Source organism: Amycolatopsis sp. NPDC004747, assembly GCF_053601335.1.
Map to the genome: position 1 here is coordinate 26421 of NZ_JBSGBQ010000024.1, position 15132 is coordinate 41552.

Genomic DNA, 15132 nt, shown 5'->3' on the forward strand with positions numbered 1-15132 from the left:
CCCCAAAACTAGAACATGTTCTCGCTGGGGACAAGGTGGGGAGGTGAGCCGGACGGCCTCCTACGCTTCGGGAGAGGAGAACTCGTTCCTCGTGATCCGCAGCCCCGACGCGCGCAGCGCGGCCTGCATGGCGAACCGCGCGTCCGGGTCGTCGAGGCGATCGCCGAAGGCCTGCTTCAGCTGGCGCACGCGGTAGCGGACCGTCTGCGGGTGCACCGAAAGGTCGACCGCGATCTTCTCGGAGTTGCCGCCGTTCTGCAGCCAAGACAGCAGGGTCTCGCCCAGCCGGCGGCGCGTCCGCTCCGGGAACTGCTCGAGCGGAGCCAGTTCCCGCCGGGCGACCTGCTCGGCCAGCGGCGAGTCCGACAGCAGCCACAGCTCCGTCAGGTGGTCGGCGCACCACGTCACCGGCGCGTCCGGGAGCGCACCCTCGGCTACCAGCCGCAGCGCGGCGCGCGCCCAGCGCAGGGAATGCGCCGCCGCACCGACGTCCGTCGGCGGCCCGACCGCGACGCGGGTGCCGAGCCGCGTCAGCGCCCGCGCGTCCACCGGGGCGGGCAGCAGCAGGTACGGCTGCGGCGGGTCGAGGTCGGCGAGGACGTCGGGACCCCACGACGTGCCCACCGTCGTTTCGGCGGCGACCGCCACCACCTGGCGGGGCACCGGCCAGCCCGCCGCGGCCGCGAGTTCGGCGAGCACCGCGTCCGGGACCGTGCCCGGCCCGGTCAGCAGCCGCAGCAGCCGCCGCCGCAGGCCCACCCGGGTGCCCTCGATCTCCGCCCACGTCTCGCGGTGGCCGCGGCTCGACATCCGGGCGAGCTCGTCCGCGTAGCCGAAGAGCATCTCGGCCAGCTGTGCCATGGCTGCCGACGACAGCCGGTGCCGCCGGCCCAGCCGCATGATCCAGCGCCAGCCGACGCGGGTGCCCACGCGGTAGGCCGCCTGCAGGTCGTCGAGGGTCCGGCCCTCGCGGGCCTCGCCGACGCCGAGCCGCCGGCACGTCTCGTACAGCCGGTCGCGGGAGGCCAGCGGATCCTCGACCAGGTCCACGAAGAGCTCGACCGCGCACTCGACGGCGTGCCGGGTCACGCGGCCGTAGGAACCGTCGCCCGGGCGGGCGTAGACGGGGACCGCGCGCAGGACCTCCCGGACGATCCAGTCCGCCAGCGCCGGCAGGGCCGGGCGCATGAGCGCGGCCAGCTCCCGGCGCCGGAGAACTTCCTCGCCGGCGTCCCGTTGCGCCGGGACCGGTTGCCGAGCACTGTCGCGGGACACCACGGTTCCTCCACCGGGAGACGGCGATCGGAGCGCTTTCGGGGGTCCGGATGGCGGAGCCCCGGCCCGGGGGCGAAGCCCCGGAGGTCAGAGAGCTTGCTTTACCGGACAGTAAAGCAAGGAGTCCGTACAGTACACCTCCATGAGCCGGCCGAGTCCTCCTGATCGATCCAGCGCTCGCCGCAGCCCGGCCTCCCGGCCCACCGACGACGAGCTGCTCGACGCCGCCCGCGCGGTGTTCGCCGAGCGCGGGTACGCGCAAGCCACCATGGGGCTGATCGCGGACCGCGCCGATTCCACCAAGCCCACGCTCTACGCGCATTTCGGCGACAAGGCGGCCCTTTTCCGCACCACCGTCCGGCGGGAGGTCGCCGCGTTGCACGCCTGGGTGCTGAACGAGTACAAGACGGCACACGCGCGCCCGCTGGAGGAACGCGTCCGGCTGTCGGTGATGGCCATGTTCGGCTACGCCGGTGCCCACCCGGAGAGTTTCCGGCTGCTGTTCGACTCCGCCGTCGACGAGATGTCGAACGAGCGCCGCGCGCTGGCCGACTCCATCGCCACCCACGTGATCGGGCAGGTGCGCGACCACCTGCGCGCGCACGGGCGCCCGATCGGTCCCGGCGCGGACCTGCTCGGCGAGATGATGGTGGGCCTGGTCGGGCGGGCCGCGATGCACGTTTCCCACTCCCCCGGCCTCGACCCGATCGCCGCGGGCGAACTGGCCACCGGGTTCGTCATGGCCGCGCTGCGCGGGCTGGACCCCGCGCTGCTGGAGCGCTTCGACAGCACCCGCCCGGCCGGGCAGTGCGCCACCTGAGCGTCCACATCGGACTGTTTGTCACCGGCTGAACAATTCCCGGCGATCCGGGGAATCACCTCTTGCCGGGTCCGGCAACCACTGCGACGCTGCGAAAACCGCAAGCGAAGCAGGATATTTCCGCACCCCGCGGAAATGGCTTGCCTGCCCTTTTCCCACAACGAGGTGGTATCAGCCATGATTCGCGTCTCCCAGAAACGCCTGCTTTCCGCCGCGGCCGCGGCCGGCTTCGTGGCCGCCGGGCTCACCGTGGCCGCCGCGCCGGCCGCTTCGGCCGCGTCCTGCAGCGACATCGACGTGCCCGTGGCCCGCGGCACGGGTGAGCCCGGCACGCTGGGCATCATCGTCGGCGACCCGGTCTTTTCGGCCGTGCAGAACCGGCTCCGCCCACGGACGGTGAGCAGCTACCGCGTCGACTACCCGGCCGATCTCAACGAGCCCGCGTCGGTGCAGAAGGGCAACACCGACCTGGTGAACCACGTGCGGACGCAGGCCGCGGCCTGCCCGGGTCAGCGGTTCGTCCTGGTCGGGTACTCCCAGGGCGCCAACGTCGTCGACAACTCGATCGGCATCAGCAGTGACGGCGCGGTCGTCGGCGGCCCGATCGTCGCGACCATCCCCGCCGACCTCGCGCCCCGGATCGCGGCGATCCTGTTGTTCGGCAACCCGATCCGCTCGATCGGCCGCTCGGTCACCGGCACCTACGCCGGCCGCACCAAGGACTACTGCGCTCAGGGCGACCCGATCTGCCAGGCCGGTGGGGCCAACATCCTGGCCCACCTGAGCTACGGCGGCAACGCCGGCGACGCGGCGGACTTCGCCGCGAGCAAGGTCTGACCGCTCCGAAACCCGTGAATGCCCCATCGAGTGACTCGATGGGGCATTCACGGGTTTCCCTCAGCAGTTCGAAGGCGCCGTTTCGCCGTTGAACCGCTTCACGATCCACTGGTGTGCGTCGGCGTTGCCGGCCAAGATCCCGCTCGCGTGTTCGGCGAGGTAGGTCGTCCACTGCTCGCGCACGCCGGCCGCGCAGTACGCCCGGTGCAGCGTCTCCGCCTGCGGCGTGTTGACGATTTCGTCGACGGCGGCGTGGTACTGGAACACCGGCACCCGCGGCGGGTGCGCGCCCAGCTTGTTCTGCGCCAGCCGCGCCTGCCACACCGGGGTGTTCAGCGGGTTGGCCGTGGTGTAGTCGCTGATCTTCTTGAACGGGTAGTTCAGCAGCAGTTCGGCGACGCACGCGTTCTTCTTCGCGTCGTTCAGCTGCCGGCGGCCGGTGTCGTTGAGGAAGGAATCCAGCTTCAGGTCCGGGTACGCGGCGTCGAGCCCGACGGAGGCGAAGGCCAGGAACCCGAAGCCGATGAACCCGTCGAGGCCCTTGGCGACCTCGGTCAGGTCGGCGGGCACCCCGCCCGCGACGACGCCGACGACGTTCAGCTCCGGCGCGTATGCAGGCTGCTTTTCGCCCGCCCACATCGATCCGCCGCCGCCCTGCGAGTAGCCCTGGAAGATCACCTTGGCGCTCTTCGAAAGCCGGGCCGCCGGGAGGTCCTGCGCCGCCCGCACCGAGTCGATCACGGCGGGCCCCATGGACTGCCCGGTGATGTAGGTGGGCACCGTCGTCGGCGAATAGCCCTCGTAGTCGGTCACCGCGACCGCGTAGCCGCTGGACAGCGAGTCGTTGATGGCGGGCTGGTCGTAGAGCGTGCCGCGTTCCATCGCCTTGGACGCCGTGCACTTGAACGCCGGGCCCTGCGTGCCCACCGCGTAGCCGATGACCGGCGCCGTGGCCGGGTTCACGCCCTTCGGCACGAGGATCGTCCCGGTCACCACGTTCCGGTTGCCGAGCGCGTTGGTCGACAGGTACATGACCTGCCAGGCGTCGGCGTTGAGCGCGTTCAGCAGCGGCACCGCGGGCCGCCAGCGGATCACGTCACCCGGTTTGCCGGCAGGCAGCGGGGACGGCGGGGTGTAGAAGGAGTCGTCGAACGGCCCGGGCAGCAGCGGTGCCGCCCCGGCGGGCGGGTTCGCCGCCGCGACGCCGAGCGCCACCAGGCAGCAGGTCAGGAGCGCCGAAAGCACGGCGCGACGTCGAGCATGCTTCACCACAACCTCCATCGGGGAAAGGGAACCGCTCAGGCCGGGAGGCCGAGCGCGCCGGCCAGGACCGGCCAGGACTGGTGGAGGGCCCGCTGCCAGTACGGCCAGCTGTGGGTGCCGGGCCCGTAGTAGTCGACGGTCACCGGGATGCCGGCGGTCCGCAGGCGGTCGGTGAAGCTGCGGGACGACATTTCCGCCGTCGACTCGAGGAAGTCGGCCTGGTTGGGCGGGTCGAGCGGCCCGGTCTGCCCGTTGCCGCAGGAGACGTAGAGCGCGGTGCCGCGCAGCTGGTCGACGTGGTCGTAGGGGTTGTTGGCCGTCCAGAGCACCGGCGCGCCGAACGCATCGCCCCAGAGGTTGAGGTAGCTGTAGAACCCGGCGCGCGCCAGGATGCCGATGATCCAGACCGGCAGCCCCGGGTAGAGCGTGTTCGGCACCCCGCTGTAGGAGGCAGCCGCGCCGAACATCCCCGGGTGCTTGAACGCGTAGGCCATCGCGCCGTACCCGCCGATCGACAGCCCGGCGACCGCGCGGCGGGTGCCGCCGCGGTAGCCGCGCTCGACGATCTGGCGCACTTCGGCGGTGTGGAAGGTGTCCCAGTCCGGGGTGTTCCAGAGGCCGAAGTTCCACCACTTCGTGTACATCCCCGCCGCCCCGTCCGTCGGCATCACGACCAGGGCGTCCTTGGCCGCGGTGAACGCCTTGACGTCGGTGAACTGGTCCCACGAGCGGTAGTCGACCGGCTCGCAGCAGCCGTGCAGCAGGTACAGCACCGGCCAGGTGCGGGTGGGCTGGGCCGCCCAGCCGGACGGCACGATCAGCCGCACCATCCCGGTGGTGCCCAGGGCGGGCGAACTGATCTGCAGGTCGACGGTCCGGGCGTCCAGCCAGGTTTCCTGGACGACCTTCGCGCCGTCGTCGGCCACGGCCGGGCTCGCCTGGGCGGGCGCCACGGCACCGGCCATCAGGAGGACGACGGACAGCGCCAGCAAGGCGATCCGCTTCATAGAGACTCCTCAGAGGGGGATGTTCCCGTGTTTCCGGGCCGGCAGGCTCTGGCGTTTGGTGCGCAGCACCCGCAGCGCCCGCGCCACCTGGAGGCGGGTCTGCGACGGCGTGACGACCTGGTCGACGTAGCCGCGTTCGGCCGCCAGGTACGGGCCGCCGTGGCGTTTGCGGTACTCCTCGGTGAGCCGGCGGCGGGCCGGCTCCCGTTCGTCCGGCGGCAGCTCCGCCAGCTCGCGCCGGTAGAGCACCTGCACCGCCCCTTCGGCGCCCATCACGGCGATCTCGGCGGTGGGCCAGGCCAGCACGACGTCGGCACCGAGGTGCTTGGAGCCCATCACCGCGTAGCCGCCGCCGTAGGCCTTGCGGACGACCACGGTCACCTTCGGCACGGTCGCCTCGGCGTAGGCGTAGATCAGCTTGGCGCCGCGGCGGATGATCCCGCCGCGTTCCTGGCCGGTGCCCGGCAGGTAGCCGGGGACGTCGGCCAGGGTGAGCAGCGGGATCGAGAACGCGTCGCAGAAGCGCACGAACCGCGCGGCCTTCTCCGAGGCGTCGATGTCGAGCACGCCGGCCTGGTGCCGCGGCTGGTTGGCCACGATGCCGACGGTGTGGCCCTGCACCCGCCCGAACGCGCAGATCACGTTGGCCGCGAAGGCACTGTGCACTTCGGTGAACTCGCCGTCGTCGACCAGCGCCGCGATCAGCTCGGTCATGTCGTAGGTCTCGTGCGGCGAGTCGGGCACCAGCCGGTCGAGGGCGAGGTCGGCGGCGGTGAGGCCGGGGCTGGTGTCGTCGGCGTACGCGGGCCCGGGGTCGAGGTTGTTCGCGGGCAGGTACCCGAGCAGCGTCTGCACCCAGTCGATCGCGTCCTGCTCGTCGGCGGCCCGGTGGTGGGCGTTGCCGGCGACCTCGCTCTGCACGGCCGCGCCGCCGAGCTCCTGCGCGGTGACGCGCTCGCCGGTGACGGCGTGCACGACGTCCGGGCCGGTGACGAACATGTGCGAGGTGTCGTCGACCATCACGGTGAAGTCGGTCATCGCCGGCGCGTAGACGGCCCCGCCGGCGCAGGGTCCCATGATCATCGACAGCTGCGGGACGACCCCGGAGGCGTGCGCGGTCCGGCGGCCGAGTTCGGCGTAGTAGGCCAGCGAGACGACGCCTTCCTGGATCCGGGCGCCGCCGGAGTCGTTGATCCCGACGACCGGGCAGCCGATGGTCATGGCCAGGTCCATCAGCTTGAGGACCTTCTCGCCGGAGACCTCGCCGAGACTGCCGCCGAAGACGCTGAAGTCCTGCGAGAACACGCAGACCTGCCGCCCGTCGACGGTGCCGTGCCCGGTGACGACGCCGTCGCCCCACGGCCGGTTCGCGTCCATCCCGAACTCGGTGCAGCGGTGCCGCGCGAACTGGTCGAGCTCCACGAAGGACCCGGCGTCCAGCAGCAGCCCGATCCGCTCGCGCGCGGTCAGCTTCCCCTTGGCGTGCTGCCGGTCGACGGCCCGCTTTTCGGCGATCCGCACGGCTTCGTCCTGCCGGGCGGCGAGGTCGGCGATCCGGAACGCGGTGGTCGGGGTGAGCTCGTCCATCACCGCACCACCGCCCCGAGCCGTTCGGCCAGCACGCGCACGTGCGGCGGGTCGATCATCGACACGTGATCGCCGGGGACCCGGACGACTTCGAGGGCCGGGCAGTACTCGTCCCAGCCGAGGGTGTCGTCGGTGCGCAGGTACCGCGGGTCGAGCGCGGTGGTGAGCGGGTGCGGATCCTGGGCGCGCAGCAGGACCACGCGCCCGTCGTACCCGTGCGGCGTGTACCGCTCGGCCACCCGGGCGTCCACATAGGACTCGTACTGGTGCTTGAGGACGCCGGCGCCCAGGTCCGGCACCTGTTCGGCGAGCTTGGCCATCACCCAGTGGATCTGGGCGTCTTCGTCCAGCTCGGCCAGTTCCTCCCGCGGCACCGCGAAGGGCACGCCGTAGGTCTCGGAGATGTGGGCGGCGAACCGCTCGAAGCGGTCCAGGAGCTGGTCGGCCGGGGTGCCCGGGGCGGGCAGCGGCAGGATGGTGTCGATGAGGAAGACGAGTTCGGTGTCGCCCAGGTGACGGGCGGTCTCGTAGGCGAGGCAGCCGCCGAACGACCAGCCGCCCAGCCGGTAGGGGCCGTGGGGCTGGATGTCCCGGACCAGCTCGGCGTACCGGGCCGCTTTGCCTTCGACGGTGGTCTCGTCGTCGAGGCGTTCGAAGCCGTGGACGGGCCGGCCCTCCGGGAGCAGCCGGGCGAGTTCGCGGTAGACGCTCGCGGTGCCGCCGGCCGGGTGGAAGAGGAAGACGGGCTCGCCGGAGACCCCGTCGCGGAGAAGCCGGACGGGACCGCCGCCGTGGCCTTCGAGCTCGGCCCGGAGAAGATCGGCCATCGCGGCGACGGTGGGGGTGGCGAAGAGCTGTTCCTCCGCGGGGACGGCGGTGAGGTGCTCGGCGAAGGCGGCCCGGAGCTGCCGGGCTTGCGCAGGATCGCCGCGGAAGTGCTCGTGGACGCCGGGTTCGGCCCCGCCGAGGACGGCTCGCCAATGCCGGGCCACCCACCGTTCGGCGGGATCCCGCGGCCCGGCGACGACCGGCGCGGCGGTCGCGGGACCGGCCAGGTTCTGAGGCACCGCGGCGACCGGCGAAACCGGCTCGGCAAACCCGGCACCACCCGGCGACGCAAGCCCAGCCCCCACCTGCGCGACCGAGTCCCGCGGCCCGGCACCACCCGGCGAAACCGGCTCGGCCAGGTCCATCGACCCAGCACCACCCGGCGAGGCAAGCCTGGCCCCCTCCTGCCCAGCCGAGGCACCGCCTGAACCAGGGCCGAACCCCGCCTCTGCCGCCAGATGCCCGGCCAGCTCCGCCAAGCTCGCCCCCCGCAGCAGCAGCGGGATCGGCAACGGCAGGCCGAAGTCCCGTTCCACCGCGCCGCGCGCTCGCATCGCCGACAGCGAGTCCAGCCCCAGCCGCGTGAGCGGGACCGTCCGGTCGACCTCCGCCAGCCCCAGTAGATCCGCGACCACCTCGGCCAGGTGGTCGGCGATCGCCGTGCGGGCCGCTTCCGGTGTTCCCGCGCGCAGTGCGGCCAGACCGTCCCAAGTGGATGCTGGAGCCTCGGGCGAGAAGAGCGTGAAGAACGGCCGCTCCCCCAGCCGCGGGAAGAGCTCCAGCACCGTCTCCGCGGCCACCCGGGCCACCCCGGTCGCCGCCCGGTCGCGTGCCAGCACGAACTCCAGCGCCGACAGCGCTTCCCCGGTGCCGAGCGGGTCGAGCACCGGGTTGGCCGAGCCGGCCGCCGCGCCCACCTCGCCCCACGCGCCCCAGCCGATCGTCGCCGCCGGGAGGCCCTGGGCGCGGCGCCACGCGACCAGCGCGTCGGCCCACGCGTTCGCCGTCGCGTATGCGGCCTGGCCCGGCGATCCGAACAGCGCGGCCGCCGACGAGTACACCAGCCACCAGTCGAGGTCGTGCCCGGCCGTCGCCTCGTGCAGCCGCCACGCGCCCAGTGCCTTCGGCCGCCAAACGGCCTCGAGCGCGTCGGCGTCGAGGCTGATCGCGGCGCCGTCGGCCAGGACGCCGGCGGCGTGCAGCACCCCGCGCAGCGGCACGCCCCCTTCGACGGCCGCCGCGACCAGGGCTTCGGCCGTGCCGGGGGCGGCGATGTCGCCGGGCACCACCCGGACGTCGAGGTCCAGCTCCGGATCGGCGGCGTGCCTGCTGTTCAGCACCAGCCGCGTCGCACCCCGCGTGGCCAGCCACTTCGCCGCCGCCAGGCCCAGGCCGCCGAGACCGCCGGTGATGACGTACGCGCCTTCGCGCACCGGCTCGCGCACGGCGTCGCCCGGGGCGGGACGGACCAGGCGCCGCGTGTAGCGCACGCCGTCACGCCAGGCGATTTCGTCGTCCGGCCCGTCCGCGCGGACCTCGTCGCGCAGCCGCTCGGTGCCGTCGACCTGGCTCACCCGCAGTTCCGGGTGCTCGAACGCCAGCACGCGCACGAACCCGCGCACCGCGGCCAGTCCGGGGTCACCCCGCTCGCCGGGCCCGACGGCGTGCGCCCCGGAGCTCACCAGCCACAGCCTCGGCGCCACGGGCAGTTCGGCCAGTTCGGCGACGACGCCGGACAGCGTCTCGACCAGCCGGGCCCCGCGCGCCGGGTCGGGCTCGGTCGCGTCGCCAAGCAGGGCGAGGACCGCGGCCGGTTCCCCGTCGCGCAGCAGCTTCGCCAGCTCGGCCCGGTCGCCGAGGCGGGCGGTGCGGACGTCGTCGCCCTCGAAGGCCCGGTTGTCCTCGGAAAGCACGATCCAGCGCGGCCCGCGGGGGCGCCCCCCGTTTTCCACTCTACCGGCCGGCACCGACAATTCCGGTGCGGCCGGCAGCGGCGTGGGCTGCCAGGCCGCCTCGAACAGCAGCCGCGCCGTCGCCGCGTCGCGGTAGGGGCGGCAGTAGACGTCGCGGAATTCGACCAGGACGACGCCGTCGGCGTCGACCAGCTGGACGCTGCCGAGCACGCCGTCGCCGGACTCCGCGAGCACGGCGTCCACCCGCACGCCGCGGCCGGGGTCGCCGGCGACCACCACTTCGCCCACGCTGAGCGGCAAGTAGAGGGCGTCCGCCTCGCCGACGGCCGCGGCCAGCGCGTGCAGGCAGGCGTCGGCGAGCGCCGGGTGCAGCACGTACGCGGGATGACCGTCCGCCGGCTGGGCGATCGACGCCGACGCGCGCCCGGGTGCGGCCTTCACCCGGCGCAGGCCGCGGAAGGCCGGGCCGTAGGACTGCCCCAGCTCGGCCAGCGCCCGGTAGACGTCGACCGGATCCCCGGCGGTCTCCCCGAACGGCGCCGACGGCGTGCCGCCGGTCCCGATCCGCGCGGTGGCGTGCCGGACCCACTGCGGCCCGGATCGCGTGTGGACACTCAGCTCGGTGCCGCGCAGCGTCGTGGTCACCTCGGTGTGCTCGCCGAGCGGCAGGACTTCCCGCAGTTCGAGGTCGTGGACGCGCCCGCCCGGCCCGGCGGCGGCGAGCGCGAGCTCGAGGAAGCCGGTGGCCGGGAACACCGGCACGTCCCGGACGGTGTGCCCGGCCAGCCACGGCAGCGGGCCGGTGCCGACGTCGCCGCGCCACAGGTGGCCGCCGCCGGGGTCTTCGACGTGCACGCCCAGCAGCGGATGCGCGCCGGCGGTGCGGACGGTCCGGCGCGGCCAGAAGCGATCGTGTCGCCAGACCGGGCCGGGCAGCTCGACCGGCGGGGTCTGCGGCCGGGCGGCCAGCACACCGGGCCACCCGAGCACGTGCAGCCGGGCGAGGCTGGTCAGGAACGCCGTCCGCTCGTCGATCCGGCGGCTCGCCGACGGAAGGCCGAGCGCCCCGGACTGCTCGATCGCGGCCAGCGCCACGGGGTGCGGCGAGATCTCGACGAAGACGGTGTGCCCGTCGGCGACGGCCGCGGCCAGCGCCTGGCTGAACCGCACCGGACGGCGGATGTTCGCCGCCCAGTACTCGACGTCGAACGCCGGCTGTCCGTCGTGGACGCTGCTGTAGCACCGGATTCCGGGCGGGGCGGGGGTCACCCCGGCCACCGCGGCGCGGAACGGGCCGAGCACCGGCTCGACGGCGGCGGAGTGCCCGGCGCCGCCGACCGGCAGCCGCCGGGCGAGCCTGCCGAGGTTTTCGGCGTGCGTGACCACGGCTTCGACGTGCTCGGCGGTGCCGCTGACGGTGCACTGGGTGGGAGAGGCGTAGACGGCGATGGTGACGTCGGGGAATTCGGCGAGTTCGGACGGCGAGAGCTCGACGAGCGCCATCGCCCCGCCACCGCGCGCGTCGAGTTCGGCGAGCAGCCGCGCCCGGGCGGCCATGATCTTCAGGCCGTCGGCGACCTCGAGCGCCCCGGCCACCACGGCGGCGGCGACCTCGCCCATCGAGTGCCCGAGCACGGCGGCGGGGACGACGTGGTGCGCCCGCCAGAGGGCGGCCAGGGCGAGCTGCGTCCCGAACAGGGCGAGCTGCGTCGCGGCGAGGCCGGGGAGGTCGTGCTCGAGGGCTTCGCGCAGGGAGAACCCGGCTTCGGCGCGGAAAAGGGGATCGAGGGCGTCGATTTCGGTCCGGAAGGCGGGCTCGGAGCGGAGCAGCCGCCGGCCCATCCCGGCCCACTGCGAGCCATAGCCCGAGAAGACGAAGACGACACCGACCTCACCCAAGCGCCCCAAGGTGGCCTTGGCGGCCTTCGGTGCTCCTTCCGTGCCCCCGCCGCCACCCTCAACGGAAGCGCTTCGCGCTGCTGTCTCGTTCAACGCAACCAAAGCCACCTCGGGGCGCTTGCCGGCCAGGTCGCGCAGGGCCTCGACCACTTCGTCGCGGGTCTCGCCGACCACCACGCCGCGCACCGACAGGTGCTCCCGCCGGTGCGCCAGGGTCGCCGCGACCGCGTCGAGCGGTGCCGTGCCCTCCTCCAGCCAGTCCGCCAGCTCACCCGCCCGCGCCCGCAGCACCTCGGCCGACCGGGCCGAAAGCGCGAACACCTGCGGGCCGCCGTCACCCGGGCGGGGCGGGAACGCCGCCGCCGGCCACTCCTCCAGCACCACGTGCGCGTTCGTCCCGCCGAAGCCGAACGCCGACACCCCGGCCCGTGCGGTGCCGGAATAGCGCGGCCAGTCCGTCCCCGACGCCACCACCCGCAGCCCCGTGAAGTCGATGTGCGGGTTCGGCTCGCGGAAGTGCAGGCTCGGCGGCAGCCGCCGGTGCGTCATCGCCAGCACCACCTTGACCAGCCCGGTGATCCCGGCCGCGCCTTCGAGGTGCCCCAGGTTGCTCTTCACCGAGCCCAGCAGCAGCGGACGGTCCGCCGGCCGCCCCGCCCCGAGCACCGCCGCCAGCGCGCCCGCCTCCAGCGGGTCGCCCAGCGGTGTCCCGGTCCCGTGCGCCTCGACGTAGTCCACAGAGGACGGCTCGACGCCCGCCGTCGCGTAGGCGTCGCGCAGCAGCGCCGCCTGGGCGTCCGGGTTCGGCGCGGTCAAGCCGTTCGACCGGCCGTCGGAGTTCACCGCGCTGCCGCGGATCACCGCCAGCACCCGGTCACCCCGCGCCGCCCGCAACGGCTTCAGCACGACCACGCCGCACCCCTCGCCGCGGGCGATCCCGTCGGCGCCGGCGTCGAACGGCTTGCAGCGGCCGTCCGCGGCCAGCACCCCCGCCCGGTGGAAGCCGGCGGTGATGCCGGGCGAAAGCAGCACGTTCACCCCGGCGGCCAGCGCCGTCTCGCTCTCGCCGCGGCGCAGGCTCTGCACCGCCTGGTGCACCGCGACCAGCGACGACGAACACGCGGTGTCCAGCGTCAGGCTGGGCCCGCGCAGGTCGAGCAGGTACGACAGCCGGTTCGCCGCGATGCTCGCCGCCGCGCCGGTGCCCGCCCAGCCGTCGACCCCGGCGACGTCGGTCATCGTCAGCGAGCCGTACTCGGTGGCCGACAGCCCGACGAACACCCCGGTCCGGGTGCCGCGCAGCGTGGCCGGCGGGATCCCGGCGTGCTCCAGCGCCGCCCAGGCGACCTCCAGGAGGATGCGCTGCTGCGGGTCCATCGCCTCGGCTTCCCGCGGGGAGATCCCGAAGAACCCCGCGTCGAACCCGGCGACGTCGTCGAGGAACCCGCCGCGGGAGGGCACCCCGGCGAGGTCTTCGGCCGGGGCGAAGGTCTCCCACCGGCCTTCGGGGACGTCGCCGATGCCGTCGCCACCCGCGTCCAGGAAGCGCCAGAACGCCGACGGCGACTCGATCCCGCCGGGCAGCCGGCAACCGAGGCCGATGACGGCGATCGGTTCCCCTTCCTCGAGCGGGGACACGCAAGCCGCGCCGGCGTCCGAAGTGGACAGGTGGTCGGCGAGCGCGGCGATCGTCGGGTACTGCCACACCAGGGTCGGGGCCAGCGGGCGGCCGGCGAACTCGCCGAGCTCGGCCGCCAGGATCGTCGCGTCCCGGGAGGACAGCCCGGTTTCGTGCAGCGGCCGGTCGACGTCCACGTCGCCGACCCGCGCGAGGAGCCAGGCGCGGATCGCGGCGGCGTCCGGCGCGTTCACCCGAGCCGCCGGGTGGTGAGTGCACCGTCCAGGTAGGACAGCCGGCACCGGGCCCTGCTGATCTTGCCGCTGGAGGTGCGGGGCACTTCGCCCGGCGTAAGGAAGACGACGTCGTGCAGGCGCAGGCCGTGCCCCGCAGAGACCGCCGCCCGCAGGGCCGCCGCGGCCTCCGCGACCTCGGCGTCGGTGTTCTTCGCCCGTTCCAGGACGACCACCGCGGCTTCCCCGTCGTCGCCGTCGATGGCGAAGGCCGCGGCCGAGTGCGGCCGGACGGCCGGGTGCTCCTCGACGGTCTGCTCGATGTCCTGCGGGTAGTGGTTGCGGCCGTCGACGACGACCAGGTCCTTCAGCCGGCCCGTCACGAACAGCTCGCCGTCGAACACCACGCCGAGGTCGCCGGTCGCCAGCCAGCCCTCGCCGGTCTCCGGATCGAGCGGGGGCAGGGCGAAGGTGGCCGCCGACTGCTCGTCCCGGCCCCAGTAGCCACGGCCGACGTTCGGGCCGCTGACCCGGATTTCGCCGACCTCGCCCGGTGCGGCGGGCCGCCCGGTCACCGGGTCGGCGATCAGCACCCGCTGCCCGGCCGGGCGGCCGCACGAGACGAGCGTGGTAGCAGACCCGCTCGCGGCGGGCGGCACCGCGTACCCCGCGGCGAGCCGGGCCCGGTCGAACGTCACCTGCCGGGGCAGCTTTCCCGCGTCCGTCACGGAAACCAGCACGGTGGCCTCGGCCAGGCCGTAGGAGGAGCGGTGCACCTCCGGGCGCAGCCCGCAGCCGGCGAAGGCGTCGTGGAACTTCGCGATCGTGGCCGGCAGCACCGGTTCGCTGCCGTTGATCAGGGAGACGACCCGGCTCAGTTCGAGGTAGCTCTTCTCGGCCTCGGTGACGCGGGAAGCGCAGTAGGCGTAGGCGAAGTTGGGGGCCGCGCTGATCGCGCCGGGGCTGGCCGAGAGCGCCCGCAGCCAGCGGGCGGGCCGTTCGAGGAACGCCAGCGGGTCCATCAGCACCGACTCCAGGCCACCGGCGATCGGGGCGCCGATGCCGAGGATCAGCCCCATGTCGTGGAACAGCGGCAGCCAGCTGACCGTCGAGGTGCTCCCGCTTTCGGCGCCGTAGGCCGCGCACGCCTGACGGGCGTTGGCGAGCACGTTGCGGTGGGTCAGCACGACCCCGGCCGGCGAACGCGTCGAGCCGGACGTGTACTGCAGGTACGCCGGGGCGTCCGGATCGGGCTCCGGCCACTCGCGCGGCCCGGCCGCCGGCACGGCGTCGACGTCGACCACCACCGGGCCGACCGGGGAACCGGCGAGGAACCGGGTGACCTCTTCGCGGTCCCCGGCCGTGGTCAGCACGACGCGCGGGCCGCAGTCGGCGAGCGCCGCGGCCAGCCGGCCCGCGTGCCCGGGCAGGCCGGGTGCGAACAACGGCACGGCGACCAGTCCCGCCCGCAGCGCCCCGAGGAACGCGACGACGTAGCCGGTGGACTGCCCGGCCAGCACCGCCGCCCGCTCCCCCGGACCGGCCACTTCGGACAGCCGGGCCGCGACCGCCTCGACCCGCTCGTCGAGCTCGCGCCAGGTGAGCCTGACCGCCCGGCCGTCGGCGCTGTCGCGGTGGTCGAGGTGGGTCACGGCGATCCGGTCGCCGAGGCGGCGCGCCCAGTGACCCAGCAGGGTCGCGAACGACTCGCCCGCGGCAACGGGGGCACCGGTGCGGAGAACCGGCCGGGGAATGGTTTCCAATGCATCCTCGCAGAGAGCGTTTACCGGCGCAGTGAATAGCCGCCCCGGTGCGGTTGTCAACGATTCGAACTCGGATACTCATGGGGAAA

The 15132-nt window shown here is 73.9% G+C and carries 8 protein-coding genes; 2 read left to right on the forward strand and 6 right to left on the reverse strand.

Annotated features, from left to right (window positions below; genetic code table 11):
* Positions 1-60: 60 nt before the first annotated feature.
* Entirely contained in the window at positions 61-1275 is a 1215-nt protein-coding gene (locus ACWEGE_RS32425) for a PucR family transcriptional regulator (RefSeq protein WP_449664258.1), read from the reverse strand.
* A 142-nt stretch (positions 1276-1417) separates the two neighbouring features.
* On the opposite strand from ACWEGE_RS32425, the gene ACWEGE_RS32430 reads away from it, so the two are divergent.
* Together ACWEGE_RS32430 and ACWEGE_RS32435 are read left to right on the forward strand one after the other, a co-directional pair.
* Positions 1418-2095, forward strand: coding sequence for a TetR/AcrR family transcriptional regulator (locus ACWEGE_RS32430; RefSeq protein ID WP_449664259.1), 678 nt, complete (start codon positions 1418-1420; stop codon positions 2093-2095).
* 177 nt (positions 2096-2272) lie between these two features.
* The gene (locus tag ACWEGE_RS32435) at positions 2273-2932 is read left to right on the forward strand and encodes a cutinase family protein (RefSeq protein ID WP_449664260.1); all 660 of its coding nucleotides are present in this window, start codon (positions 2273-2275) and stop codon (positions 2930-2932) included.
* A 60-nt stretch (positions 2933-2992) separates the two neighbouring features.
* Here the strand turns inward: ACWEGE_RS32435 and ACWEGE_RS32440 are convergent, their stop codons facing one another.
* The 5 genes from ACWEGE_RS32440 to ACWEGE_RS32460 are packed head-to-tail and all read right to left on the reverse strand — an operon-like array spanning position 2993 to position 15043.
* Positions 2993-4213 carry a lipase family protein gene (locus ACWEGE_RS32440; RefSeq protein WP_449664261.1) on the reverse strand — a complete coding sequence of 407 codons (1221 nt, stop codon included), beginning with the start codon at positions 4211-4213 and terminating at the stop codon, positions 2993-2995.
* A 17-nt stretch (positions 4214-4230) separates the two neighbouring features.
* Positions 4231-5202, reverse strand: coding sequence for an alpha/beta hydrolase (locus tag ACWEGE_RS32445; protein WP_449664262.1), 972 nt, complete (start codon positions 5200-5202; stop codon positions 4231-4233).
* A 9-nt stretch (positions 5203-5211) separates the two neighbouring features.
* Positions 5212-6789 (reverse strand): acyl-CoA carboxylase subunit beta, encoded by a 1578-nt coding sequence (locus ACWEGE_RS32450; protein WP_449664263.1) that lies wholly within the window; start codon positions 6787-6789, stop codon positions 5212-5214.
* Positions 6789-13301, reverse strand: coding sequence for an SDR family NAD(P)-dependent oxidoreductase (locus tag ACWEGE_RS32455; protein WP_449664264.1), 6513 nt, complete (start codon positions 13299-13301; stop codon positions 6789-6791). Before ACWEGE_RS32455 ends, ACWEGE_RS32450 begins: the two co-directional genes overlap by 1 nt.
* A complete protein-coding gene (locus ACWEGE_RS32460; protein WP_449664265.1) occupies positions 13298-15043 on the reverse strand; it encodes a fatty acyl-AMP ligase in 1746 nt (581 codons plus the stop codon). The genes ACWEGE_RS32455 and ACWEGE_RS32460 overlap by 4 nt, the downstream gene beginning before the upstream one ends.
* Positions 15044-15132: the final 89 nt, after the last annotated feature.

Bases quoted from the DNA above. Each gene is read 5' to 3' on its own strand.
- ACWEGE_RS32430 (WP_449664259.1), top strand. From the start codon at position 1,418: ATGAGCCGGCCGAGTCCTCCTGATCGATCCAGCGCTCGCCGCAGCCCG.
- ACWEGE_RS32435 (WP_449664260.1), top strand. From the start codon at position 2,273: ATGATTCGCGTCTCCCAGAAACGCCTGCTTTCCGCCGCGGCCGCGGCC.
- ACWEGE_RS32440 (WP_449664261.1), bottom strand. From the start codon at position 4,213: ATGGAGGTTGTGGTGAAGCATGCTCGACGTCGCGCCGTGCTTTCGGCG.
- ACWEGE_RS32445 (WP_449664262.1), bottom strand. From the start codon at position 5,202: ATGAAGCGGATCGCCTTGCTGGCGCTGTCCGTCGTCCTCCTGATGGCC.
- ACWEGE_RS32450 (WP_449664263.1), bottom strand. From the start codon at position 6,789: ATGGACGAGCTCACCCCGACCACCGCGTTCCGGATCGCCGACCTCGCC.